22 protein-coding genes are annotated in these 24,374 nt (G+C 65.1%); 12 read left to right on the top strand and 10 right to left on the bottom strand.

What is annotated here, in order from left to right; translation table 11 throughout:
• Position 1 precedes the first annotated feature (1 nt).
• The 8 genes from ACXJMY_RS12000 to ACXJMY_RS11965 form a co-directional block, all read right to left on the bottom strand.
• Positions 2 to 724, bottom strand: a complete 723-nt coding sequence (locus ACXJMY_RS12000) for a GntR family transcriptional regulator (protein WP_456619539.1) — start codon at positions 722 to 724, stop codon at positions 2 to 4.
• Between the two features lie 4 nt (positions 725 to 728).
• Positions 729 to 1,121 (bottom strand): oxalurate catabolism protein HpxZ, encoded by a 393-nt coding sequence (gene hpxZ, locus ACXJMY_RS11995; protein ID WP_456619538.1) that lies wholly within the window; start codon positions 1,119 to 1,121, stop codon positions 729 to 731.
• A gap of 1 nt (position 1,122) precedes the next feature.
• Positions 1,123 to 2,520 carry an AtzE family amidohydrolase gene (locus tag ACXJMY_RS11990; RefSeq protein ID WP_456619537.1) on the bottom strand — a complete coding sequence of 466 codons (1,398 nt, stop codon included), beginning with the start codon at positions 2,518 to 2,520 and terminating at the stop codon, positions 1,123 to 1,125.
• Between the two features lie 7 nt (positions 2,521 to 2,527).
• Positions 2,528 to 2,707 (bottom strand): DUF4089 domain-containing protein, encoded by a 180-nt coding sequence (locus tag ACXJMY_RS11985; RefSeq protein WP_456619536.1) that lies wholly within the window; start codon positions 2,705 to 2,707, stop codon positions 2,528 to 2,530.
• A gap of 19 nt (positions 2,708 to 2,726) precedes the next feature.
• Positions 2,727 to 4,508: a dipeptide ABC transporter ATP-binding protein gene (locus tag ACXJMY_RS11980; protein WP_456619535.1), complete on the bottom strand. Its 1,782-nt coding sequence runs from the start codon at positions 4,506 to 4,508 to the stop codon at positions 2,727 to 2,729.
• A gap of 91 nt (positions 4,509 to 4,599) precedes the next feature.
• A complete protein-coding gene (locus ACXJMY_RS11975; RefSeq protein WP_456619534.1) occupies positions 4,600 to 5,499 on the bottom strand; it encodes an ABC transporter permease in 900 nt (299 codons plus the stop codon).
• 3 nt (positions 5,500 to 5,502) lie between these two features.
• The gene (locus ACXJMY_RS11970) at positions 5,503 to 6,516 is read right to left on the bottom strand and encodes an ABC transporter permease (RefSeq protein WP_456619533.1); all 1,014 of its coding nucleotides are present in this window, start codon (positions 6,514 to 6,516) and stop codon (positions 5,503 to 5,505) included.
• Positions 6,517 to 6,761: 245 nt separating this feature from the next.
• Complete coding sequence (locus ACXJMY_RS11965) at positions 6,762 to 8,384, bottom strand: ABC transporter substrate-binding protein (RefSeq protein WP_456619532.1); 1,623 nt, start codon at positions 8,382 to 8,384, stop codon at positions 6,762 to 6,764.
• On the opposite strand from ACXJMY_RS11965, the gene ACXJMY_RS11960 reads away from it, so the two are divergent.
• On the top strand, positions 8,296 to 8,553 hold the full coding sequence (locus ACXJMY_RS11960) for a hypothetical protein (RefSeq protein WP_456619661.1): 258 nt from the start codon (positions 8,296 to 8,298) through the stop codon (positions 8,551 to 8,553). The two genes, ACXJMY_RS11965 and ACXJMY_RS11960, sit on opposite strands and share 89 nt — an antisense overlap.
• Positions 8,554 to 8,979: 426 nt before the next feature.
• Here ACXJMY_RS11960 and ACXJMY_RS11955 read toward each other — a convergent pair whose 3' ends face one another.
• On the bottom strand, positions 8,980 to 9,939 hold the full coding sequence (locus tag ACXJMY_RS11955; protein WP_456619531.1) for an aminoglycoside phosphotransferase family protein: 960 nt from the start codon (positions 9,937 to 9,939) through the stop codon (positions 8,980 to 8,982).
• A 222-nt stretch (positions 9,940 to 10,161) separates the two neighbouring features.
• Positions 10,162 to 11,487, bottom strand: a complete 1,326-nt coding sequence (ugpB, locus tag ACXJMY_RS11950; RefSeq protein ID WP_456619530.1) for a sn-glycerol-3-phosphate ABC transporter substrate-binding protein UgpB — start codon at positions 11,485 to 11,487, stop codon at positions 10,162 to 10,164.
• A 202-nt stretch (positions 11,488 to 11,689) separates the two neighbouring features.
• Between ugpB and ACXJMY_RS11945 the strand changes: the two genes are divergently transcribed.
• From ACXJMY_RS11945 to ACXJMY_RS11895, 11 genes are all read left to right on the top strand, one after another.
• Positions 11,690 to 12,700, top strand: coding sequence for a TRAP transporter substrate-binding protein (locus ACXJMY_RS11945; RefSeq protein ID WP_456619529.1), 1,011 nt, complete (start codon positions 11,690 to 11,692; stop codon positions 12,698 to 12,700).
• Positions 12,701 to 12,706: 6 nt separating this feature from the next.
• The gene (locus tag ACXJMY_RS11940) at positions 12,707 to 14,785 is read left to right on the top strand and encodes an ATP-binding protein (RefSeq protein WP_456619528.1); all 2,079 of its coding nucleotides are present in this window, start codon (positions 12,707 to 12,709) and stop codon (positions 14,783 to 14,785) included.
• Positions 14,755 to 16,500, top strand: coding sequence for an ATP-binding response regulator (locus tag ACXJMY_RS11935; RefSeq protein ID WP_456619527.1), 1,746 nt, complete (start codon positions 14,755 to 14,757; stop codon positions 16,498 to 16,500). The genes ACXJMY_RS11940 and ACXJMY_RS11935 overlap by 31 nt, the downstream gene beginning before the upstream one ends.
• 35 nt (positions 16,501 to 16,535) lie before the next feature.
• Positions 16,536 to 17,273 carry a response regulator gene (locus ACXJMY_RS11930; RefSeq protein ID WP_456619526.1) on the top strand — a complete coding sequence of 246 codons (738 nt, stop codon included), beginning with the start codon at positions 16,536 to 16,538 and terminating at the stop codon, positions 17,271 to 17,273.
• A gap of 293 nt (positions 17,274 to 17,566) precedes the next feature.
• On the top strand, positions 17,567 to 18,178 hold the full coding sequence (locus ACXJMY_RS11925) for a sigma-70 family RNA polymerase sigma factor (RefSeq protein ID WP_456619525.1): 612 nt from the start codon (positions 17,567 to 17,569) through the stop codon (positions 18,176 to 18,178).
• A 487-nt stretch (positions 18,179 to 18,665) separates the two neighbouring features.
• Positions 18,666 to 19,364, top strand: coding sequence for a cytochrome c biogenesis CcdA family protein (locus ACXJMY_RS11920; RefSeq protein ID WP_456619524.1), 699 nt, complete (start codon positions 18,666 to 18,668; stop codon positions 19,362 to 19,364).
• A gap of 31 nt (positions 19,365 to 19,395) precedes the next feature.
• On the top strand, positions 19,396 to 19,959 hold the full coding sequence (locus ACXJMY_RS11915; protein WP_456619523.1) for a redoxin family protein: 564 nt from the start codon (positions 19,396 to 19,398) through the stop codon (positions 19,957 to 19,959).
• Between the two features lie 81 nt (positions 19,960 to 20,040).
• Complete coding sequence (locus ACXJMY_RS11910; protein ID WP_456619522.1) at positions 20,041 to 21,027, top strand: hypothetical protein; 987 nt, start codon at positions 20,041 to 20,043, stop codon at positions 21,025 to 21,027.
• 75 nt (positions 21,028 to 21,102) lie between these two features.
• A complete protein-coding gene (locus ACXJMY_RS11905) occupies positions 21,103 to 22,077 on the top strand; it encodes a hypothetical protein (protein WP_456619521.1) in 975 nt (324 codons plus the stop codon).
• Positions 22,078 to 22,487: 410 nt separating this feature from the next.
• Complete coding sequence (locus ACXJMY_RS11900; RefSeq protein ID WP_456619520.1) at positions 22,488 to 23,081, top strand: L,D-transpeptidase; 594 nt, start codon at positions 22,488 to 22,490, stop codon at positions 23,079 to 23,081.
• Between the two features lie 89 nt (positions 23,082 to 23,170).
• Positions 23,171 to 24,208 (top strand): amino acid ABC transporter substrate-binding protein, encoded by a 1,038-nt coding sequence (locus tag ACXJMY_RS11895; RefSeq protein ID WP_456619519.1) that lies wholly within the window; start codon positions 23,171 to 23,173, stop codon positions 24,206 to 24,208.
• The last annotated feature ends 166 nt before the right edge of the window (positions 24,209 to 24,374 follow it).

Genomic DNA, 24,374 nt, shown 5'->3' with positions numbered 1-24,374 from the left:
CCTAAACCGACACCGCGTAGATCTCGTATTCCCCGCGCACCAGTTCGATATGCGCGCGCATGGCGGCGGCGGCGCCCTGCTTGTCGCCGCGCATGATGGCGACGACAACGCGGTCGTGCTCGGCTTGTGACTTGGCGAGGCGGCCGAGGTTGCGGAACTGGGCGCGGCGGAACGGCTGCACGCGGACGCGGGTTGCGAGCGTGATCTCGGCGATGTAGCCGTTCTGCGATCCCGCATAGATCGCATTGTGGAAGCGCTCGTTGACCTCGTGGAAGCGGTCGGGATTGCCGGCGTAGCTCAGCACCCGCAGCTCTTCGTGAACGGCTTCGAGACCATGTCGCTCAGCCGCCGACATGCGCTCGGCGGCAAGGCCGGCGCACAGCGCCTCGAGCTCGGCCATCGCCTCGAACATGCCCTTCAGCCGCTCGATCGACGGCTGCGCCACCACCGCGCCGCGATGAGGCCGTGCCTCGACCAGGCCGCTCGCCACCAGCTGACGCAGCGCCTCGCGCACCGGCGTGCGCGACACGCTGAAGCGCCGCGCGATATCGGTCTCGTCCAGCGGCGCGCCGGGCGGCAGGGCGCCGCGCACGATCTCGTCGGCGAGCTGAAGGCGCAGCTCCTCGGCACGCGTGACCTTCTGCAGCGAGGGCAGCGCCCGGTCGACGCGCGGCACCACCGGCTCGGCCGGCAGTGTTCCGGGCGGAAAGTCGTCAAGCGTCATCCGATCAGGTCTCTTTCGACTCGTCGATGATGCTGACATGGGCAGCGACGACGCGCCAGCCCTCCGGGAAGCGAATCCAGGTCTGCATCTGCCGGCCGACCTTGCCGGGAGTCGTGTCGCGGTAGAACAAAGTGGAGGCCACGGCCGTATCGCGGCCATAGCTGGTGATGACGGTTTTCGCGGTGCGGCGGTTAAGCCCGACCGGCGAGCGGCCGGCGCGGAAGCCGGAGATCGCCTCATAGCCGTAGAGGTTCTCGCCGATGCCGTAGCGCAACGTGCGCGAGTCATTGCGGAAGAGCTCGCCGAGCACGGCGACATCGTTGGTGATCAGCGCCTGCTCATAGCGCTCGAACGCGGCTTTGACTTCCGCGATCACCTCGGGGAGATCAATCTCCATTTCAAATTCCTCTCGGTGACGGCGCGGCGACGACGCCCATCTTCTCCAATGCGTGCGCGACGCGCAACGCGATGTCCTCGCGCCAGGGCGCGGCGATGATCTGCACGCCGATCGGCAGCGGCTCGAGCGGCACGGGAACCGCGACCACGGGCAGGCCGATGAACGAGATCGGCTGGGTGTGGATACCGATATTGGCGCGCACCGGCAGATCGACGCCGTCGAGATTGAAATTCACCTGGCCAAGCTTCGGCGCGGTGCAGGGCGTTGCCGGCGCGATCAGCACGTCGACGGATTTGAAGATCTCGGAAAACTGCGCGCGATACCAGCGGCGGAATTTCTGCGCGCGGTCGACCAGCGGCGCCGGCACCATCGCGCCGGCGATCAGCCGGTCGCGCACGGCGGGATCGAAATCGTTCGGGCGCTTGCGCAGGCGATCGAGATGCAGCGAGGCGCCTTCGGTCGTGCTGATGACGTAAGCCGCTGCACGGGCGCGCGCGGCTTCAGGCACATCGACGATTTGCGTCGCGCCAAGCGCCTTGGCGACGCGGCTGACGGCTTCGACGGCTTCCGGAAACACGTTCTTCTGGAAGTAGCCGCCGGCAATCGCGATGCGCAGGTCCGAAACCGGATTGGCGAGCAGCGGCGTCGTCGGCTCCAGACCGCGCGTGGTCGTGCAGGCGGCATCGTCGGGATCCGGCCCCTGCATCGCGTCATAGGCAAGCGCGAGATCGGTGACCGAGCGCGCGAACGGGCCGAGATGATCGAAGCTCGCGACGAACGGAAAGGAGCGCGCCCGCGACAGCCGGCCATAGGTCGGCTTCAGGCCAAAGATGCCGCAGAACGACGATGGCACGCGGATCGAACCGTTGGTGTCCGATCCCAGCGCGATCGGCACCAGCGCGCCGCCGACGGCGCTCCCCGAACCGCCGGAGGAGCCACCGCTCATCCGCGTGGTGTCGTGCGGATTGCGCGAGGGCCCGTCGTGGACATTCTCGCCGGTGAAGTCGTAGGCGTATTCGCCCATGTTGAGCGCGCCGACCAGCACGGCGCCAGCGGCTTCCATGCGTTCGATCAGCGTGGCGTCGCGCTTGGCGGGCGCAAGGTCGCGGTTGATCTTGGAGCCGGCCCGCGTCGGCAGGCCCGCGACGTCAAAGAGGTTCTTCACCGCGAAGGGGACGCCGGCGAGCGGGCCGACTGTCTTGCCGGCGGCTACATCGGCATCGAGCGCGCGCGCTTTCGCACGGGCGCGATCGGCGGTGACGTCGGTGAAGGAATTGAGGATGCCGTCGTGCTGCTTGATCCGCGCAAGGGCTGCTTCGGTGGCATCGAGCGCGGACAATTTGCCGCCGGCCACCGCCTTGGCGATCTCGGCAGCCGTCAAATCTGGCTTGGTGGTCATGGCGGCGTCAGACGGAGAAGATGGGCGCCGGCTCGGTCTCGTCCGGCAGCGCGAATTCGTCGACCAGGCGGGCGAGCCGCAGCGAGACCTCGAGATTGGCGCGAATGGCCGGCCGCCAGGCGTCCTCGACAGGCAACGCCAGCGCTTTCGCGACGGCGTCGATGTAATCGTCCAGCGGTTCGGCCATCACGCTCCCAAACAGTCTCTCAGTGCACCGGCAACGGCGGATGCGGGATCGCCGTCAACAGCTCCTTGGTGTAGTCGTCCTGCGGATCGCTCAAAACCCTCTCGGAAGAGCCTTCCTCGACGATTCGACCCGTCCGCATCACAATGACACGATCGCACAGCAAGCGCACTACGTTCAAATCATGCGAGACGAACAGATAGCTCATACCTAGCCGCGCCTTGAGGTCCTGGAGCAGGTTGAGGACCACGGCCTGGACCGACACGTCCAGCGCCGCGGTCGGCTCGTCCAGGATGACGAGCTTCGGATGCAGCGCGATCGCCCGGGCAATGCCGACGCGGGCCTTCTGGCCGCCGGACAGCTGGTGCGGGAACCGATCCAGCAGGTTGAGCGGCAGGCCGACCATGGTGGCCAGCTCCTCGCAGCGCGCCCGGAGCGCGTCACGCCCCCTGACGTCGCCGAGCTGCATGATGGGGTCGGCGATGGCGCGCACGGCGGTGAAGCGCGGGTTGAGGCTGTCGGTCGGGTCCTGGAACACCATCTGGATGCGGCTGCGCTGCGGCAGCCGGGCGAAGGAGGCAGGCTGGATGGCGCCGATGTCCTCGCCGTCGAACTGGATCAGGCCGGAGGTCTGGTCCAAGAGCCGCATCACCATCATCGATGTGGTCGATTTGCCGCAGCCGGATTCGCCGACCAGGCCGACGCTCTCGCCGTGGCCGATCGAGAAGCTGATGCCGTCGACGGCGCGGAAGACGTCCGGCTCGACCGGCGGCTTGCGGCCGAACAGCTTGCCGAGCGTCGCGGTCGCGCCCTGGCGGGGATATTCCTTGACCAGCTTTTCGATGAGGAGGAGGGGCTTGGGAGTCTCGTCACCCCCGGGCTTGACCCGGGGGTCCATCGCCTGAGACGAGTCTTGCGAAGCGTGATGGATGGCCGGGTCAAGCCCGGCCATGACTGATGAGGATTGGGAGATGCCCTCCTCCTCCGGCAGCAGATCCCGCAAGCTCACACCGAGCCGCGGCGTCGCGCGCATCAGCTTCTTGGTGTAGGGGTGCTGCGGGTTGGCGAAGATGTCGGCGGCCTTGGCGGTCTCGACCACCCGGCCCTTCTCCATCACCACGACGCGGTCGCAATAGGCAGCGGCGAGGCCGAGATCGTGGGTGATCAGGATGGTCGACATCGACTTGCGCTTGGTCAGCTCGACGATCAAATCCATCACTGCTTTCTGCGTGGTGACGTCGAGGCCGGTGGTCGGCTCGTCGGCGATCAGCAGCTGCGGATTGCAGGCGAGCGCGAGCGCGATGACGACGCGCTGGCACATGCCCCCCGAAAGCTCGAACGGATAGGCGTGGTAGCGCTCGCGCGGACGGGCGATCTTGACCTGCTCCAGCGCCTCGATCGCCCTCTCACCTCGATCGGCGACCGGCGCCTGCTGCACATGGGTGCGCAGCACGTCCTCGATCTGGTCGCCGACTTTCCGGATCGGGTTCAGTGCCGCGCGCGGGTTCTGAAAAATCATCGAGACTTCGCGGCCGCGCAGATCGCGCATCTGGTCTTCGGTCGCGGCCTTGACGTCGATGCCGGAGAACATCACGGAGCCCTCGGCGATCTTGCCGGCGCGGTCGAGGATGCGCATCACCGCGTAGGACGTCACCGACTTGCCGGAGCCGGACTCACCGACGATGGCGAGCGTCTCGCCCTTGGCGACGGAGATGTTGACGTGCTGCACGGCCTTCACAATGCCGCGGCGGGTGGAGAATTCGACCGTGAGGTCCTGGACGTCGAGGAGCGGCTGGGCGGTCATGGGTGCCTGCCAATCAAAAAGGTCGAAAACAACCCCATGCACAGTAGAATGGCACTGGAATCATTGATGAATTTTGGACGGAAATTGGCCATCACGTCCTCCGCTGCGGGTCGACGATGTCGCGCAGGCCGTCGCCGAGGAGGTTGAAGCAGAACACGGCGATCATCAGAGCGAGGCCCGGGAACAGCGCGATCCACCATTCGCCCGACACCATGAAGCCGGCGCCTTCCGCGACCATGATGCCCCATTCGGCGGTCGGCGGGCGGACCCCGAGGCCGATGAAGGACAGGCCGGCGGCGTTGAGGATGGCGTAGCCCATGGTCAGCGACATCTGCACGATCATGATCGGCATGATGTTCGGCAGAATGTGCACCAAGAGGATGCGGAATTCGCCGTTGCCCGACAGCCGCGCCGCCTGCACGAAGCCGGCGTTACGGCGGACATTGGCTTCCGCGCGCGCAACACGGGCATAAAGCGGGAAGTTGACGATGGCGGTCGCCAGGATGATGTTCTGCACGGTGTTGCCGAGCGCTGCGACGATGCCCATCGCCAGCACGAACAGCGGAAAGGCCATGATGGTGTCGGCGATGCGGCCGACGATACGGTCGGTCCAGCCGCCGAAATAGCCGGCGGCGATGCCGGCGAGCCCGCCCATCAGAAACACCAGCACGACGGAGGCGACCGCGATGAACGTATCGAGACGCGTCGCCACCACGACGCGGCTGAAGATGTCGCGGCCCAATTGATCGGTTCCGAACCAGTGCGCGGCCGAGGGCGGCTTCAGCGACGCCGCGGTGTCGGACGCCAGCGGATCATACGGCACCACATAGGGACCGAAGATCGCGGCAGCGAGGATCACGATCAGCAGCGCGAAGGCGAAGCCCGTGACCTTGTTCTCGCCGAGAACGTAACGGGTCTGTTCGAGGATCGCGGCGAGTCCCGAGGTGCGCGCGGGACCCACGGGTTCGACAGCAGGCGCAACGGAGCTCATGGTTTAGCCCTCCAACCTGACACGTGGATCGATCACGCCATAGAGAATGTCGATCACCAGATTCAAAAGCACGTACATGACCGCCATGGTCAGCACGAAACCCTGCACCGGCGCGAAGTCCGACGAGATCAGCGCTTCCACCGCATAGGAGCCGATGCCGGGCCAGGCGAACACCTTCTCGACCAGCACGTTCGCGCCAAGCAGGAACGAGAACACCATGCTGAGCGTGGTGATGACGGGCAGCATCGCGTTGCGGAAGGCGTAGGTGACGATGACGGTCGCCGGCGACAGGCCGCTGGCGCGGGCGGTGCGGACGAACTCCGACGACAGCACCGCCAGCATCGAGGCGCGGGTCATGCGCGCGATCGGCGCCAACGAGAAGATCGCAAGCGTCGTCGCGGGCAGGATGAGCTGGCTCAGCGCAGAACGAAACGCCTCGAAGTCGCGCGCGATCAGGGTGTCGATCAGGTAGAAGCCGGTGACCGTCGGCGGCGCGCTGTAGAACACGTCTAACCGTCCGAGCGGCGCAGGCGACCAGCCGAGCCGGAAATAGAAGACATAGACCAGCACCAGCCCGGTGAAGAACACCGGCAGCGACACGCCGGCCGTCGTCGTCACCCGGCATAAGTGGTCGACCCATGATCCCGGCCGCGTCGCCGCCAGCACGCCGAGCGGAATGGCGATCACGATCGAGACGATGAGGCCGAGCAGCGTCAGCTCGGCGGAGGCCGGCAGGCGGTTGCGGATCTCGGCCGCGACCGGCTGGCCGGTGGTGAGCGAGTTGCCGAAATCGCCGTGGGCGAGATCGTTGGTGTAGCGGAAGAACTGCTCGATCAGCGGCCGGTCGAGGCCGAGCTTCTTGCGGATCTGCTCGACGGCTTCCTTGGTCGCGGCGGGGCCGGCGAAATACGCGGCGGGATCGCCGGGCAGCGCGCGCGTCAGCAGGAAGGTGACGATGACGACGCCGATCAGCGACGGAATCGCGAACATCAGGCGCTTGCCGATCATGGTCAGCATGGGAGTGCTTTCCTTCTGTCTGGCAATTGGGAACGGACTTGGGCTGCTTGCGCCGCTGCGTTCCCTCCCCCCTTGTGGGGGAGGGCTAGGGAGGGGGGTGGCTCCGGGAGAGATCGGAGTTCGTGGCTACCCCTCTCCCTGCCCCTCCCCCACAAGGGGGGAGGGAATGAGAGGACAGTGCCCACCTCACTCCAGTGAAAGAAACCAACACATGCCGATGCGTCGCCGACGATCAGCATGACGCCTCACCCCTTCGCCATCGCGCGATAGTCGAGGCGGCGGTGGAACCAGTATTGGTAGCCGCTGATGTTCTTCTGCATCGCGACGTTGACGAAGGGCTGGTACAGCGGGATGCGCGGGACGTCGGCATAGGCGAGATCGACAAAGCCTTTCACGTCGGTGCCGTAGGTCGCCGTGTCGCCGGTTGCGGCCGCATTGCGCGCGCCATCGATCAGCTTGTCCATCTCCGCCGACTTGTAGCTCATGGTGTTGAAGACGGAATTGTTGCCGTGATAGCACCAGTAGAAGAAGTATTCGGGGTAATCGAGCCAGCCGGAGAACACGTTGGTGAAGAGCGGCATCTCCTTCTTGTTCAATTCGGTGCGCCAGTTGGCGCCGGGCACCTTGTTGATGGTGGTCTTGATGCCGAGCTGGGCGAGTGATTCCTGCACCAGCACGCAGAGCGGCTCGTTGACGCCGGCGAAGTTGAGGTCGAACGAGATCGTGGTCTCGAAGCCGTTGGCGTAGCCGGCTTCAGCCAGCAGCGCCTTCGCCTTCTCCATGTCGGTGTTGTATTTGTGCTGCTGCGGCCAGGCGACTTCCGTCGGCTTGTCCTTGGCGGCGCCGAACATGGGATTGCCGAGGCCGAACAGCACGGCGTCCATGATCTTCTGGTACGGCAGCGCATAGGCGATGGCCTGCCGCACCTTCACATTGTCGAACGGCGGCTTGGTCACGTTCATGCCGATATACTGGATGCCGTTGGAGAACGGCAGCGACACCACGTTGAGCTTGCCGCTCGCCTTCATCTCCTGGAAATCCTTGAACGGCAATTCGTAGGAGATGTCGGCGTCGCCGCGCTCGAGCAGCGCCCGGCGGTTGCCGGCCTGCGGCACCATGCGCCAGATCACGCGCTTGATTTTCGGCAAGGGCCCGCCGACCCAATCCTCGTTGCGCTCCATGATCACTTCGGTGCCGGCGGTCCACTTCGTCACCTTGTAGGCGCCGGAGCCCGCGGTCTGCTGCTTGGTGAATTCGAGACCCCAGGGATCCTTCTCGCTGGCGTTCTTCTTCACCAGCTCGGAGTTGACGATACAGGGAACGATCACGGCGAGGTCGGGAATCGTCAGCCGGTCCTTCTTGGCGAAATCGACCCGCACGGTCGTGTCGTCGATCACGACGAACTGCTCGGCTTTTGTCAGCGAGCCCGCGCTCATCTGGAAGGTCGGAAAGCCGCCGACGCTGACGGCGCGATCGAGCGACCATTTCACGTCCTTGGCGGTGACCGGCGTGCCGTCGTGGAATTTGGCGTTCTTCTTCAGCTTGAAGGTGACCGACATGTCGTCGATCTTCATGTCCTCGGCGAGCTCGCCCTTGAACTTGTCGCGGTCGTAATAGGGCACGCCGCCGGGACCGGCCTTCATCTCGTGGCTGATCAGCCGGTCGTAGCAATTCCAGGACACTTCATAGCCGGGCACGTTGGTGCCGACGCCATGGATGTCGAGATTGTTGGGACCGCCTTCCGAGACGATCAGCAGCGTCTCCGAGCGGGCATCGGCCTTGGCCGACGACATCACCGACGGCATGGCCGGAAGCGCCGCGCCAGCGGCCAATCCGGAAACGGACTTGAGGAAATCGCGGCGCTTCATGAAATCGCTCCAACTCAAAAGTTTCTGGTTGGAACTGGATTCGCAAGGTTCGTGCCAAAGCTTAACGGGGGCTTACGATCAGATTAAGGTGCTGAAATTGAACAAGAATTCAGAGGCGAACGATCTGGTCGCCGTTTGGGCAGCCGCCTTCATTGCATACAAAGAATAGATTTTGCTTACGAAATAAGCTGTGCGAGGCGTTGGCTTATTTGGTGGGCGCCCCTATTCGACGGCCGTCGTCCTGGCGAAAGCCAGGACCTATTACTCCAGGGAGTGGTTTTGCGAAGACTCGTAGGGACCAGCTTCGCGCGACAACCTCTCCCTGGGGTAATGGGTCCTGGATCGGCACTCGCTTCGCTCGCTTGTTCAGGACGACAGTGTGATTGGGTCGCGCCCCTTCAACAATCTCGAACGTCGTCCCGGCCTAGTGCGCAATTGCGCACGGGGGCCGGGACCCATACCGCGTGACCTGTCGGTGAGTGCCGGTGCCAGTACCGCGGGACGGATCTTCACTGCCAGTCTTCGCCAAACTTCTCCCTGGGGTTATGGGTCCCGGCCTTCGCCGGGACGACGGTGGAGATCGAGGCGCAAGCGATTATTCGGTCCAGATCAAATCCTGAAGCTCGACGAGATCGTCCGCCTGCTCCTGCCAGCCCTCGATGCAGATGTGGCTGTTGAGGTCGCTGGCACGATGCAGCAGCATCAGCGCCATCAGTCGGCGCTTGAGTGCGAAATCGAAGTTCGAATAGCCAAAACCCTCGAGCAGGCTGCGCACCCTCCCCGGCCGGCCCGCGGCCATGAAGGCGCTGGGGCCGAGCAGATCGTAGTCGCGCCATCCCGCGAGCACATCGCCGAAGTCGAACAGGCCGGCGAGCGACCATTGATCGTTGCGGCAGGCGAGCAGAACATTTTCCGGAATGTATTCGCCGATCAGGATCACCGGCGGCGCGTTCGTCGGGATGAGCGCGGCCGCATCGCGCAGGAGATCGTCGAGGCCGGCGAGGAATTTTGGCGCGAGGCCGAGACGCTCGTGCCTGCTGCGGCAGCCCTGGATCTGGGCGCGCATAAAATCGTCCCAGCGCGGCTCGATCTGCGCAAGCGGGCCGAGCGGCGCGCGCTGCACGGCCGCGATGGTCTCGCCGATCTGGCGCAGCAGGCGCTCCTTCTGCGCTTCCGGCAAGGACGGCCAGGCGTCCGAGCCGAGCGTGCCGGCAAGGCGCGTGATGATCAGATAGGGCCAGCCGTCGCGCTCGCCTTCGGCGACGATTTGCGGAATCGGCAGATGAAGACGGCCTGCGAGCTGGGTCAGCGACCGGCGCTCGGAAACGAACTGCGCGCGCAAGAGCGGCGGGAAGACCTTCAGGATCAGGTTCTCACTGAGCCCTACGACGAGATTGGTGCCAGTCGAAAACACATGCGGCGAGCTGGCGTCGAGGCCGTGGCCGCGGGCGATGTCGATTGCGATCGGCAGCCATTGCGGCGGATCGGAGCGCCAGGCGCGAAAGGCTTGCGCGTCGGCGAAAGCCGGCAGCTCTTGCGATGCAACGTTGGTCATCCGCAAAAGCTCGTGCAAGGCGGCTTTGGTTGATTCGGTGCATACCGAGAAGGCGGTGTACCTCTCCCGCTTGCGGGAGAGGTCGCGCCGAAGGCGCGGGTGAGGGCTCTTTCCTCTTGGGGATTGTCCCGTTGCGGAAACACCCTCTCCCCAGCCCTCCCCCGCAAGCGGGGGAGGGAGCGCGCCTCGCCTGCGGTTGCAGCCAGATCCAATCGCAACATACTACCGCTCCGGGCTGGCGCGCTCGAACTGGCGGAGCAGCTTGTTGCCGCGCTCGGCCGCGGAATCGAGCGCGGCCTGCGCGGGCTTCTGGCCGGAGAACGCCTGCTCCAGCTCGTCCTCGATCGCGCCGCGGATCAGGACGAAGGAGCCGAGCCGGATGCCCTTCGAGTTCTCCGTCGGCGGATGCAGCGTGACCTCCTCGAACGAGATCGAAGAGCCCGGATTGCGCTCGTAAAAGCCCTGCGCGCGCGTCAGCTCATAGGCGGCGCGGGTGATCGGCAGATAGCCGGTGTTCTGGTGCCAGGCCGCCTGCACGCCGGGCTGCGACAGATAGGCGAAGAACCGTGCCACGCCCTTGTATTCCTGGCGCGGGCGGTCGCGCAGCACCCACAGCGTGGCGCCGCCGATGAGCGAGTTCTGCGGCGCGTCCTTCACGTCGGGCCAATACGGCATCATGCCGTAGCCGATCTCGAACTTCGAATTCGCCTTGATGTCGGCGCGCGTCGCCGAGGAGCCGATGAAGATGCCGCATTCGCCGTTCTGGAAGCGCGGCTCGGCCGACTGCCCGCGGCCGCCATAGTCGAACACCTTGGTCTTCTGCCATTCGGCGAGCTGGGCGACGTGCTTCACGACGACGGGATTGCTGATGGTCAGCTCCGCATCCAGCCCCGCAAAACCATTGGCGCGGGTCGCGAGCGGCAGATTATGAAAGGCGGAGAAATTCTCGACATGAATCCAGGACGGCCAGGACGTGGTGAAGCCGCAAGCCGCGCCGCGGTCGCGCAGGCGTTTGGCGGCGGCTCCCAGCTCCGGCCAGGTCTTCGGCGGCTTGTCCGGATCGAGGCCCGCGTCGCGGAACATGGTCTTGTTGTAGTACAGGATCGGCGTCGACGAATTGAACGGGAAGGACAGCAGATTGCCGGCCGCATCGGTGTAATAGCCGGAGACCGCGGGAAGGTAATCGTCGAGCGAGAACGGCTCGTTCATGTCCCGCATCATGCTGAACACGGGATAGATCGCGCCCTTGGCCGCGGTCATGGTGGCGGTGGCGACCTCGTTGACCTGGACGATCGCGGGCTGGCTGCGCGAGCGGAAGGCGAAGATCGCCGCGGTCACCGTCTCGGTGTAGTTGCCCTTGTAGCTCGGCACGATCCGGTAATCGGACTGCGAGGCGTTGAAGTCGGAGGCGAGCTTCTCCAGCTGCCGGCCGAGCTCGCCGGACATTGCGTGCCACCACGCGATGTCGGTGGCGGCGCGGGCCGGAGAGGCCAATGTGAGGGCGATGAAAGCGGCGACGGCCTGCAAAAGGCGCAATGCTGAAATCACGATGGCTCTTCCCGTGTCGCGCGGCGAAAGGCGACTATAGCCTGCTTAAGGCGCGGCATCTGCGGTTTCAACCGGGAATGAGCGCTGGCCGCGCCGCACAAACGTTCCGCGGGACGAGCCGGGATGGCCTTCCTTTGACCATCTGCTAGATTGCATTGAACCTTTTCCTCCTGCCATAGACTCCACCACTGAGGGGTTGAGTGTGCCAGTGTTGAACCGTGCCGAACTCTCGCGGACCGGGGTGGTTTTTGTCGCGCTTCTGCTCGCCACAGTGTCGATGGGCATGTGCGCGGCGGGCGCCGTTGCGCGCGAATTCCGCGCCGCCGACACCCAGACCGAGGATTACCCGACCGTCCAGGCGCTGCGCTACATGGGCGCCCTGATCGCCGAGCGCACCGCCGGCCGGCACGAGATCAAGGTGTTTCACTCCCGCCAGCTCGGCGAGGAGAAGGAGACGATCGAGCAGACCCGGGCCGGCGCGATCGACCTCAACCGGACCAATGTGGCCCTGATCGGCAATTTCGTGCCGGCGATGAACGTGCTCGCCATGCCGTTCCTGTTCCGGTCCATCGAGCACATGCAGAAGGTGCTGGACGGGCCGATCGGCAGCGAGATCCTGGACAGCTTCGAGCCCTACGGCTTCGTCGGGCTCGCCTTCTACGATTCCGGCGCGCGCTCGATCTACAACGGCGTCCGCCCGGTGAAGAGCATCGCCGACCTCAAGGGTCTGCGGATCCGGGTGCAGCAATCGGAGTTGATGAGCGAGATGATCCGCTCGCTCGGCGCCGAGCCGGTCGAGCTGCCCTATGGGCAGGTGCTCACGGGGCTTGCGACCCGCCTGATCGACGGCGCTGAAAACAACTGGCCATCCTTCGTGACGACAGACCACTACAAACATGCCGGCTACCTGGCGCTCACCGAGCACACGATGAGCCCCGAGGTGCTGGTGATCTCGCTCAAGGCCTGGCGCAGCCTGTCGGAGCGCGACCAGCAGATCTTCAGGGAGGCGGCGGCGCGCTCCAGCCGCTTCATGCGCGAGAAATGGCGCGACCTCGAGGAGCAGTCGCAGCGCAAGGCGCAGGCCGCCGGCATCACCGTCGTCAGGGACATCGACCGCATGCCGTTCGAAGCGGCGATGGCGCCGATCTACGCCAAGGCCGCGCGCGATCCCGCCGCGGCCGCGCTGATCGAACGCATTCGCAAGGTGGAGTAGAGCTTCTTGGCTGGACTCGGACACAGCGAGACCGCGGACAGGCCGCCCGGCCCGATCGGGCGGCTGCGCGCGCGTCTCGTCGGCGTGTTGCGGGCGGTGCCGATCCGCTGGCGCATCCTGTCGATCGCGGCGCTGAATTCCGCCGTGGTGGTGGTGCTGGTCGCGATGATCTGGAACGGCGCGCAGGTGCTGGGCTCGGCCTGGGACGACGTCCGCCAGGTACGCGAATCCGACAGGATCCTGGCGCTGCTCGAAAGCGAGACCGGGCGCCTGCATAATCTGATCCACCGCTACATCAACCAGCCGAGCCCGGACCTGTTCGCCGAGATCCTGCTGCTGCGCGAGGCGGTGCTGGGCACGCTGACCAACCGCGCCGCCAAGGACCCGATGCTGGCGGGCTCGGTCGAGGAGCTGGAGCGCACCACCGACCGCTTCCTCAACGGTTTTGGCGAGCTGCGCAGCGTGCAGGCGACCATCGCAAAAACCTATGAGGAGCAGGTGCAGGGCCCGGCCAGGGACATGGCCGGCCTGTACTCCATCATCGAGGGCGCCACCGGCCACCGCGACGCCCTGATCTGGCCCTCGCTCGGCAAGTCCCGCGAGGCCTTCACCGCGATGCTGGTGGCGGCCAATTCCTACTATCTGTCGCTGTCGCCGGCCGCAGCCGACGAGGCGCGGCGCAACACCGAGACGATCGAGAAGACCGTCCCGGTGATGCTCGATCTCGCCGACAACGACCTCCAGCGCATGGCGCTGCAAAAGCTCGCCACCCGCACCACGGCGCTGCGCGAAGGCTTTGCAAAACTCTCCGAACAGCTTTCGAGCCGTACCGAGCTGTTGCGCAACACCATCGACGCCAGCCAGGCCGAGGCGATCGGCGCCATCGACGACCTCTCGACCAAGATGCGCCAGCGCGAGCAGAAGGCGCAGGGGACCTTCGACCGCACGCTGGCGGACATTTCTCGCCGAGTCCTCTCCATTGCGGTGATCTTCCTCGGCATCATCCTCACTGCCGGCGTGCTGATCGCGCTGTCGATCCGGCTGCCGCTCCAGCAGATCATGGCGGCGATGCGCGCGATCACGCTCGGCGATCTCGACCGCGAGGTGCAGGGCACGCGCGCGCGAGACGAGGTCGGGGCCATGGCGCGCGCGGTGGAGGTATTCCGCGAGAACGCGATCGCCAAGCGCGAGACCGAGGACGAGCTGCGCGCCTCGAAGGAAAAGGCCGAAAGCGCGCTGCTCGAGCTCAATGCCGCGCAGCAGAACCTGATCGATGCCGAACGGCTCGCGGCGCTGGGCGGCCTCGTCGCGGGCGTCGCCCACGAGGTCAACAACCCGATCGGCATCAGCCTGACGGTCGCTTCCAGCTTTGCCCGGCGCACCGAGATCTTCGAGGCCCAGCTCAAGGGCGACGGCGGCCTGCGCCGCTCGCAGCTCGAGGAATTCGTGCAGTCCTCGCGCGACGCCTCGCAGCAGCTCGTCGCCAACCTGCAGCGCGCGGGCGAGCTGATCCAGTCGTTCAAGCAGGTCGCGGTCGACCGCTCGCATGCCGAGCGGCGGCAGTTCTCATTGAGCGAAGCCACCGAGCAGATCATCGCGAGCCTGCGCCCCGTGCTGAAGCGCTCGCCGATCACGCTCCAGGTCGACGTGCCCGAGGGACTGCTGCTCGACGGCTATCCCGGCTCCTACGGCCAGATCCTGACCAACCTGTTCCTCAACGCCGCCAACCACGCCTTCGCCGACGGCCGCGCCGGCACCATCACGATCTCGGCGCGGCCGCGCGGCGCCGACGACATCGAGATCAGCTTCGCCGATGACGGCGCCGGCATGACCCCTGACGTGCAGCGCCAGGCCTTTGACCCTTTCTTTACCACCCGGCGCAATGAAGGCGGCACGGGACTCGGCCTCCATATCGTCTATAACCTCGTCACCCAGCAGCTCGGCGGGCGGATGATGCTGGAATCCAAGCTGGGACAAGGCACTACTTTTCGCATTATCATGCCCCGCCTCGCCAGGGGCGGCACGCAAAGCACAGAGACTGACGGGACTTCTCAATGGCCGAACAGGACGATGTCCTCCACCTGATCGACGATACCGGTACCGCGTCGGAGGATAACACCGCCCGGAAATGGAAAATCGCCGTCATTGACGACGATCCGGCGGTGCATGACGGCACCCGCTTCGCGCTGTCCGACTACAGCCTCAACGGCCAGGGCCTGGAGATTCTCTCGGCCCATTCCGCGGCCGAAGGCCGCAAGCTGATGGCCGCGCACAACGACATCGCCGCGGTGCTGCTCGACGTCATCATGGAGACCGACGTCGCCGGCCTCGAGCTCGTCGAGTTCATCCGCAACGAGATCAAGAACGAGACCGTGCGCATCATCCTGCGCACCGGCCAGCCCGGCCAGGCGCCGGAGCGGCGCGTGATCGTGCAGTACGACATCAACGACTACAAGGCCAAGACCGAGCTCACCGCCGACAAGCTGTTCACCTCGCTGACCGCGGCGCTGCGCTCCTACCAGCAGCTCGAGCGCATGGTGCAGACGCGGCGCGGGCTCGAGATCATCATCGACGCCGCCTCGACGCTGTACGACTTCAAGTCGATGCAGCGGCTCGCCGAGGGCGTGCTGACCCAGCTTGCCTCGCTGCTCAATGTCGACTGCGCCGGCATACTGGTCCTGCGCGACAATGGCGGCGTCGATCCGGAGCTCTCGGTGCTCGCCGGCAGCGGCTGCTACAGCCGCTTCATCGGCACCACCTCGTCACGGGCGCTCGATCCCGATCTGCGCGACATGGTCGAAGCCGCCTTCCAGCGCCGCAAGAACGAATTCGCCGACCACCGCAGCGTGATCTATCTGCGCACCGGAAGCGGCCGCGAGGTGGTGGTGCTGCTCCAGGCCGAGCGCGAGCTGTCGGAGACCGACCGCTCGCTGGTCGAGATCTTCTCGAGCCGGCTCTCGATCGCGTTCGACAACGTGATCCTCTATCAGCAGCTCCAGGACGCCAACACCCAGCTCGAGGACCGGGTCGCCCAGCGCACCCGCGCCCTGATGCAGGCCAACCGCCGCCTGTCGGCGCAATGGCTGCGGCTGCAGCGCGCCAACGGCTTCAAGAACGAAATCCTCGGCACCGTCGCCCACGACCTCAAGAATCCGCTCGGCGTCATCCTCGGCCGCACCGAGATGCTGAAGGAGCTGATCTCGACCGGCGCGTCGGAAGGCGGCGTGGTCGCCCAGGTCGATCACATCCGCGACGCCACCAAGCGCCTGACCACGATGGTCGATCATCTGATCTCGGACGCGATGGCCGATGCCTTCGACATCACCATTCGCCGCGAGCCGGTCGACGTCGCGGCGCTGGTCAAGGAGGTCGCCGACGCCAACCAGCCGCTCGCCGTCAACAAGCAGCAGGCGATCAGCGTCACGGCGCCATCCAACATCGTCACCATGTGCGACACCGACCGCATCCGCGAAGCGATCGACAATCTGATCAGCAACGCCATCAAGTACAGCCCGATCGGCGGCAAGATCGGCGTCGTGGTCACGCATGAAGGCAGCGACACCATCATCCGCGTCAACGACGAGGGCGCGGGGCTGTCGCCGGAGGATCTGGGCCGGCTGTTCGGCCGGTTCCAGCGCCTATCCGCAAAACCGACCGCCGGCGAGAGCTCGACGGGGCTTGGGCTTTCCATCGTCAAGCGTATTATCGACATGCATGGCGGCGAGGTGACCGCCGCGAGCGACGGCCCCGGCAAGGGATCGACCTTCACCATCACGCTGCCCGCGACCGAAACGCCATGATTCGAGTACCGAGATCTGCAAGATTCTGAGATGACATGACCCAAAGCCAGCACATCATGATCGTCGACGACGAGGCCCCGGCCCGGGAGATGGTCGGCGATTACCTCAAGATGCACGGCTTCACCGTGACGCTGTGCGACGGCGGCAAGAGCCTGCGCATGGCGATCCAGGGCGGCATGCCCGACCTCGTCGTGCTCGACCTCAACATGCCCGAGGAAGACGGGCTGTCGATCATCCGCGACTTGAAGAGCCGCATCAACGTGCCGGTGATCATGCTGACGGCGACCGCGAGCCCGATCGATCGCGTCGTCGGGCTCGAGCTCGGCGCCGACGATTACGTCGCAAAGCCCTGCGAGCTGCGCGAGCTGATGGCGCGCATCCGCTCGGTGCTGCGCAGGAGCACGCCGGTGAAGGCAGCGGCCGCGGAGGCGGCGGCTGCCAAGTCCGACAAGGATCAATTGGTGCGCTTCGGCACCAAATGGCTCGATCTCGAAGCGCAGGCCCTGCGCGACGACGAAGGCAACGAGCATCCGCTGACCGCGTCGGAGTTCGGGCTGCTCAAGGTGTTCGCGGCCAACCCGAAGCGCGTGCTGTCGCGCGAGCGGCTGTTGGAATTGGCCAATGCGCGCGACGCCGAGGCGTTCGACCGCGCCGTCGACCTCCGCATCATGCGCATCCGCCGCAAGATCGAGCCCGACCCGACCAAGCCCGCCGTGATCCGCACCATCCGCGGCGGCGGCTATCTGTTCTCGCCGGCGGGCGAGAAGGCGTAGGGGCCAGCCTCACCCGGGACGACATCGGGTTTGTGGCGACATCGAACGCAAAAGCCGGAAATACGTTCCCGGCTGCTCCGCGCGCCGCCAGACCCCCCACCCCGTATTTTCCGTACATTGAAATTCCACGACTTTTTGCCCCGAATGTTTCGTCGCCCCCGTTTCGACGAAACAATTTGGCGGCGCACGAAACCATTTTCCGCTTGTGGTGCAGACGTCCCGAAACGTTGGCTCATTAACACTTTGGTCCAAGGAAACGCCGCTCGGTTGCGGCGCTACGGGGAGCTAAGTCAATGCCGAACGTCATCGCCATCAACGCCCAAGCCAGCCAGAGCATCATCGCCGCTCAGGCGACCTCGGACGACATGCTTCTCGAAAGCATTGCCGACGGCAACCGGACGTCGATGCACATCCTCTATTGCCGGCACCATGTGCGGGTCTACCGCTTCATCCTGCGCATCGTGCGTGATGCCACCACGGCGGAAGACCTCGTGAGCCAGGTTTTCCTCGACGTGTGGCGGACCGCCGGCCAGTTCCAGGGCCGCTCGCAGGTCTCGACCTGGCTGCTGTCGATCGCGCGCTTCAAGGCGCTGACCGCGATGCGCCAGCGCCGCTTCGAGGACATCGACCAGGAAGACGTGCGGCAGATCCCGGATGGTTGCGATACGCCGGAGACGTCGCTCGACCGCAGCGACACCAGCGCGATCCTGCGCGCCTGCGTCGCCAAGCTGTCGCCCGCGCATCGCGAGATCATCACCCTCGTCTACTACCACGAGAAGTCGGTGGAGGAGGTCGGGCAGATCATCGGCATCCCCCAGAGCACGGTGAAGACCCGGATGTTCTACGCCCGCAAGCAGCTGGCCGATCTGCTTAAGGGCTGTGGCGTCGATCGCTTCGCCGCCTGAAGCTCAAGGATTTCAATGGGATAGGGCCGCACCTCGGCCCTGCCCCGGACACGGAAGCGTTACCGCAGACGAAACAATTGAAACAAAGCACAACATCAGGCGGAAAAACTTCCTCCCTATAAAGCTCACATACGGTTTTAGTTAAACCTCCCAAGGACTTCCACGACCCGGACGGGATGCCCCCCGCCGGGTCGTTTTGTGTTTGGGGGGCTTTCGCCGCGCACTCCCGCCTCTCCCGCTTGCGGGAGAGACCCGACGCGCCCCGGGCGATGCGAAGCATCGTCCCGCGCGCGGCGGGTAAGGGTTCTCTCCTCTCGGGGGTGTCCCATTGCGGAGACACCCTCTCCCCAACCCTCCCCCGCAAGCGGCGGAGGGAGCGCACCGTCGTCTTGATAGGCGCCCCAATCGTCACGAAGCCGTGACGCCACGTAACGGCTGAGGCATCCGCCCCGAACCACCCCTCGTGACCCCCTTCACGAGTGGCCCGATGCTCGAACTCGCCTTTGCTGTCCTTGCCGGCATCCTCACCATCGCCGCGCCGTGCACGCTGCCGATGCTGCCGATCCTGCTCGGCGCCTCGATCGGGCGCGCGGGGCGGCTGCGGCCGGCGATGATCGCGCTCGGCTTCGTCATCTCGTTCTCCGCGGCCGCGCTGCTGCTCGGCGCAATCACGCGGCTGTTCGATTTCGATCCGAATGTGCTGCGCGAGGCCGCGTTGATCCTGCTGCTCGGCTTCGGCCTGTTGATGCTGTGGCCGGCGCCGTTCGAATGGCTGACGATCCGGCTCAATGGCTGGCTCGATCTCGGCGCCGCCAGCGCCACCCAGCGCGAGGGCGCGCTCGGCGGTCTCGTGCTCGGCACCACGCTCGGCCTGGTCTGGACGCCCTGCGCCGGCCCCGTGCTCGGCTCGATCCTGACGCTGGTGGCGACGTCGAAGAACGCCGCCTGGGCCGGCACGCTGCTGATCGCCTACGCCATTGGTGCTGCGATCCCGATGCTGGCGATCGCCTATGGCGGACAGGCCGCGACCACGCGCGTGCGCAGCCTGGCGCGGATCTCGCCGCGCCTGCAGCAGGGCTTTGGCGTCGTCGTGATCGCCTTCGCGGTCGCCGCCTACTTCCAGTACGACACGCTGCTCGTGGCGTGGCTCACCGGATTCTACCCCACCGGCCAGATCGGCCTGTGATCACCTCTCACCATCACCGGAGGACGCTTCCATGACTTTTAAACTGCTCGCCGTCTCCACCGCCCTGATCGGCATCGCCGTGACCGGCGCCGTCATCCCCGGCATCTGCGACGAGGCCGCACGCGCAGCGCCGATCGTCACCGCCGCCGCAAGCCAGCAGGCCGCGCCCGACTTCACCGGCATCACCAACTGGTTCAACTCAAAACCGCTCACTCTCGCCGACCTGCGCGGCAAGGTCGTGCTGGTCGACTTCTGGACCTATGGCTGCGTCAACTGCGTCAACACGCTGCCGCACGTCACCGACCTCTACGCCAAGTACAAGGACAAGGGCTTCGTCGTGGTCGGCGTGCACACGCCGGAATTCCCGTTCGAGCGCTCGGCGTCCAATGTGCAGGCCGCGCTGAAGCGCCACGGCATCACCTATCCGGTGGCGCAGGACAATGATTCCAAGACCTGGAACGCCTACAGCAACCAGTATTGGCCGGCGCAGTACATCATCGACCAGACCGGCAGGATCGTGTTCCAGCACGCCGGCGAAGGCCGCTACGACGAGATCGACCGCACGGTGGCAAAGCTGCTCAGCGCCAGCAGCTAGGCGCGCGCACCTTAAGTTGTCGATAAGACTTCCTGCGCTTGGCGCTTGACTCCACGGAGCCCTCCGTGGAGTTTCGCATCAATGGAAGTGCAGGCGATGGACGAGGCAACACGAGAGAGCGAAATTCGCCTTCGAAAGAATCTGTCGCGCCAGGACCGCTTGCTCCTGACTGGCTTTGCGGCAGCGGTGCTGCTTTTTGGCGTTTTGGGCTTGGCCAACTGGAGCGACAGTGTCATCGCCGCCCCGATCGCGCTGATACTGGGCATTCTGATGCTGTGCCAAGCGGGCTTTGGCGCCGATGTGCTGTGGACCATCAGGCAGGACGGGATCCTCATCGAAGAGGCGAGTCCACTTCGCCGGCGCAGTAGCAGATTCATCCGGCGCGAGGAAATATCGGCAGCCAAGGTCAACCATGACCAGGCCAACTCAGCGCGATTCCACGTCTCCCTTCTGCTTGCGTCGGGCGATCGCCTGACTTCACCGACGCTATCCGACATCACGCATGTCTACGAAACCACCGCACGTATCGCTGAGCAGCTTGGCATCGCGAATATCGATCCTCCGGCAAACTCACTCGATGCTACGAATGCAGAGATTCATCTGGGTGAACCCGTGAGGCCGGCCGCGGGCTACGATATTCGAATCATCACGGTGATCATCGCCGGGCTATGCACGATCCCTTATGCTTACAAATTCTGGAACGGCCTGCCGCTTGCCGCTCTCGAGATCGCCGTGGTGCCGGTGGGTATCATCGCAGCCATTCTGCTCTATCGGTACGCCCACGGCTTTGGCTCTCCGTTCTGGACCGTCCGCCGCGGTGAACTGCGCGTCGAACGGCTGTCCCGAGACGGGAAGCCGCATGTCGATACGATCACCGGTGGCGACGTTGACACGATTGGGGTCGAGCGCGACAGCAAGGTCGAGGAAGAGCGCTACGTCGTCAGGATCGACCTTCTCAACAGACAGAAATTCCTCAGCCCGGGCATCGGGACGCTGGACGAGACGCGCGCAGTGGCTGCGGAAATTGCCTTGCGTCTCGGGGTTGCCTCCGAGCGCGTGCAGCGGTGAACCGCTAACGCCCTTGTTGCTTGACTCCGCGGACCCGTCCGTGGAGTTTCGCCCCGACACAATCAGCCGCCAGCAATGGACGACGCGACCACCAGCAACGACATTCGCCTTCGTGAAGGCGCCTCGATCGCGCAGCGGCTGGTCATGTCCGGCTTTGCGGCGGCCGTTGCGCTGTGCTTCACGCCGGGCCTGTTCACGCACGACACGCTGGAAATCGTCATATCGCTGGTTGCGCTGCTGGTGGGCGCGGGGTTTGTCATCGGCATCATGATGGCGCCGGCGGTGGTGTGGATCATCACACAAGACGAGATTCTGATCGGGCAGCAGCGGCCGTTCGGAAAGCTCCAGACGCGGATCGTTGCGAAGGACGACATCACGGGGTTACAGGTCCCCGGCAGCAAGAGGGTGAAAGCCCGCTTTCAGCTTGTCTTCACGCTTGTCTCGGGCGAGCGCCTGACGTCGCCGCCGATCTCCGACGTCACGCATGTGCGTGACACCGTGGCGCGGATCGCCGCGCAATTCGACGTTCCCAATGTCGAGGAGCCGATCAATCCGCTCGATGCCAGCAATCCCGAGATGCACCTCGGCGAGCCTCTCGAAGCGTTTTCCGCGCGGGACATAAGGATCGTCGCGCTGATCGCGGTCGCACTGTCCGCCGTGCCCTACGCCTACAAGCTCTGGCGCGGATGGCCTCCGAGCCATGTCGATATCCTGCTGCTGCCGCTCGGCGCGATTGCGGCGTTCGCGGTCCATCGATACGCCAATCTCGTGACCGGCGCGTTCTGGATCATCCGCAAGGGCGACATCCGCGTCGAACGGCTGTGGGGCGACGGCCAGCCGCGCGCCGACCATATCGAGGGGCAGGACGTGAAGACGATCACCGTCGAGCGCCGCGGCCGGTCCGAGGACGAGCACTGCATCGTCACGATCCGGTTGCGCTCGGGGCGGCGGTTTCGCAGCCCCCGGATCGGCTCGCGGCTCGAGGCCCGCGCCGTGGGGACCGAAATCGTGCGGCGACTCGGGATCGCGCCGGAGAACAACAAGATTTAGCTGGCGTCCAAAGTCGGAGTTGGTCTCACCGCGAGCTCGGTCTGAGCCTCTCCCGCTTGCGGGAGAGGCATAGGCCGCCTTCGGCGGCCGTGCTCTTGAAAGACGCCAAGGCAAAGCCTTGGCTATGGCGTAGCGGCGGGTGAGGGCTCTCTCCTCATCGGGAGTGTCCCACTGCGGAGACACCCTCTCCCCGACCCTCCCCCGCAAGCGGGGGAGGGAGCGCACCACCGCTGCGGCAACAATCTAGGCTTTTCGCGCCATCCCCTGTTTGTGGCATTGCCGCGCCTCGTCAAAAAACCAAAGCATTCTCGTGACATACCAGCCGGGCGCGCCATCAACTTGCCACGAAGCTGCCCCTGAGTTCAGATGGTTCCGAATGATTTGCGCTGTGGCAGCGGGGAGAGCTTGAAATGACGGATTTTCGTCGCCTGACCGGGATGTTCGTGGCTGCGATCGGCCTGATCCTCGCCGTCCCGCAGGCCTCCGCCCAGCAGCCCGACCGCGGTGACGAGCCGGGTCTGGTCGCCGACGACGCCTATCAGCTCGAGCCGGAATGGCAGAAGCAGGTGGTCTATTTCCGCACCACCGAGACGCCGGGCACCATCATCATCTCGACCGCCGAGCGTCACCTCTATCTGGTCCAGCCGGGCGGGCGCGCGATCCGCTACGGCATCGGCGTCGGCCGCGACGGCTTCCAGTGGCAGGGGCTGGTCAACATCACCAACAAGAAGGAGTGGCCGGACTGGACGCCGCCGCCCGAGATGATCCAGCGCCAGCCCTATCTGCCGCGCTTCATGGCCGGCGGCCCCGGCAATCCGTTAGGGGCCCGCGCCATGTATCTCGGCACCACCGTCTACCGTATCCACGGCACCAACCGTCCCGACACGATCGGCACCAAGGTGTCCTCGGGCTGCTTCCGTCTCGTCAACAACGACGTCGCCGATCTCTACGATCGCGTCCCGGTCGGGACCAAGGTGGTCATCCGGCAGAAGCCCGAACTCTAAGGTTCTCATTCGAGCATGATCTTTCCGGATCATGCTCCCCGCCTTGCAACACTTCCTTTTCTTCCCGATTATTTCGAGAGAGAGACATCATGCGCACATTTCGAGGCGGCCTGCTGATCGGGCTCGCGGTCGCCGTGCTGGTCGGCGTTCTGGCCATCATCTATGAATTCTACGACACCCGCACGCTGAAGCGCACCGTCCGCCGCGGCGAGGTGCTGTGCGGCGTCAACAAAGGCCTGCCGGGCTTCTCGATCCCCGACGACAAGGGCAACTGGACCGGCTTCGACGTCGACTTCTGCCGCGCGGTGGCCGCCGCCATCTTCAACGATCCAGCCAAGGCCAAGTTCGTTCCGCTCGACGCCAGCGAGCGCTTCAAGGAATTGCAGAGCCGCAAGGTGGACATCCTCTCGCGCAACTCGACCTGGAGCATGGCGCGCGAGCTCGACTACGACCTCTATTTCCCCGCGGTCGCCTATTACGACGGCGCAGGCTTCATGCTGCCGCGCGCCCGCAACAAGGAAACCTCGCTGGACCTGACCGGCAGCAAGGTCTGCGTGCAGTCGGGAACCACCACGGCGCTCAACGTCTCCGACTACTTCCGTGCCAACAACATGAAGTATGAAGAGGTGAAGTTCGACAAGCTGGATGACGTGGTGAAGGCCTACGACACCGGCAAGTGCGACACGCTCTCCGCCGACGTCTCGCAGCTCTACGCGCTGCGGCTCAATCTCTCCAAGCCCGGCGACCACATGATCCTGCCGGACATGATCTCCAAGGAGCCGCTCGCCCCCGTCGTGCGCCAGCGCGACGACGACTGGATGATGATCGTGAAATGGACGCTCTATGCGATGATCAACGCCGAAGAGCTGGGAGTTTCTTCGGAGAACATCGACGAGGCCCTGAAGTCGAAGAAGCCGGAGGTGATGCGGCTGGTCGGCACCGAGGGCAATTACGGCGAGCAGCTCGGCCTCACCAAGGACTGGGTCGTCCGCATCATCCGCAACGTCGGCAATTACGGCGAGATGTATGAGCGCAATATCGGCGAGAAGTCCAAGCTGAAGATCCCGCGCGGCATGAACCAGCTGTGGAATGCGGGCGGCGTGCAATACGCGCCGCCGGTGCGGTGAAGGCGGGTTCTCCTCTGGTGTCGTCCCGGCGAAGGCCGGGACCCACCGCGTGACCTATCGATAAGCGCAGGTGACAGTACCGCGGGAAGACTCGTTAACTACGAGCCTCCGCCAAACTGCTCCCTGGGGTTATGGGTCCCGGCCTTCGCCGGGACGACACCTTCGT

The sequence above is a fragment of the Bradyrhizobium sp. P5_C12 genome (genome assembly GCF_054049735.1).
Note: the sequence above shows the minus strand (reverse complement) of the source record. Positions and strands in the feature narration are given on the sequence as shown.

Bases quoted from the DNA above. Each gene is read 5' to 3' on its own strand.
- ACXJMY_RS11920 (WP_456619524.1), top strand. From the start codon at position 18,666: ATGCTCGAACTCGCCTTTGCTGTCCTTGCCGGCATCCTCACCATCGCC.
- ACXJMY_RS11930 (WP_456619526.1), top strand. From the start codon at position 16,536: ATGACCCAAAGCCAGCACATCATGATCGTCGACGACGAGGCCCCGGCC.
- ACXJMY_RS11925 (WP_456619525.1), top strand. From the start codon at position 17,567: ATGCCGAACGTCATCGCCATCAACGCCCAAGCCAGCCAGAGCATCATC.
- ACXJMY_RS11905 (WP_456619521.1), top strand. From the start codon at position 21,103: ATGGACGACGCGACCACCAGCAACGACATTCGCCTTCGTGAAGGCGCC.
- ACXJMY_RS11910 (WP_456619522.1), top strand. From the start codon at position 20,041: ATGGAAGTGCAGGCGATGGACGAGGCAACACGAGAGAGCGAAATTCGC.
- ACXJMY_RS11965 (WP_456619532.1), bottom strand. From the start codon at position 8,384: ATGAAGCGCCGCGATTTCCTCAAGTCCGTTTCCGGATTGGCCGCTGGC.
- ACXJMY_RS12000 (WP_456619539.1), bottom strand. From the start codon at position 724: ATGACGCTTGACGACTTTCCGCCCGGAACACTGCCGGCCGAGCCGGTG.
- ACXJMY_RS11900 (WP_456619520.1), top strand. From the start codon at position 22,488: ATGACGGATTTTCGTCGCCTGACCGGGATGTTCGTGGCTGCGATCGGC.
- ACXJMY_RS11990 (WP_456619537.1), bottom strand. From the start codon at position 2,520: ATGACCACCAAGCCAGATTTGACGGCTGCCGAGATCGCCAAGGCGGTG.
- ACXJMY_RS11970 (WP_456619533.1), bottom strand. From the start codon at position 6,516: ATGCTGACCATGATCGGCAAGCGCCTGATGTTCGCGATTCCGTCGCTG.
- ACXJMY_RS11975 (WP_456619534.1), bottom strand. From the start codon at position 5,499: ATGAGCTCCGTTGCGCCTGCTGTCGAACCCGTGGGTCCCGCGCGCACC.
- ACXJMY_RS11935 (WP_456619527.1), top strand. From the start codon at position 14,755: ATGGCCGAACAGGACGATGTCCTCCACCTGATCGACGATACCGGTACC.
- ACXJMY_RS11895 (WP_456619519.1), top strand. From the start codon at position 23,171: ATGCGCACATTTCGAGGCGGCCTGCTGATCGGGCTCGCGGTCGCCGTG.
- hpxZ (WP_456619538.1), bottom strand. From the start codon at position 1,121: ATGGAGATTGATCTCCCCGAGGTGATCGCGGAAGTCAAAGCCGCGTTC.
- ACXJMY_RS11985 (WP_456619536.1), bottom strand. From the start codon at position 2,707: ATGGCCGAACCGCTGGACGATTACATCGACGCCGTCGCGAAAGCGCTG.
- ACXJMY_RS11955 (WP_456619531.1), bottom strand. From the start codon at position 9,939: ATGACCAACGTTGCATCGCAAGAGCTGCCGGCTTTCGCCGACGCGCAA.
- ACXJMY_RS11915 (WP_456619523.1), top strand. From the start codon at position 19,396: ATGACTTTTAAACTGCTCGCCGTCTCCACCGCCCTGATCGGCATCGCC.
- ACXJMY_RS11980 (WP_456619535.1), bottom strand. From the start codon at position 4,508: ATGACCGCCCAGCCGCTCCTCGACGTCCAGGACCTCACGGTCGAATTC.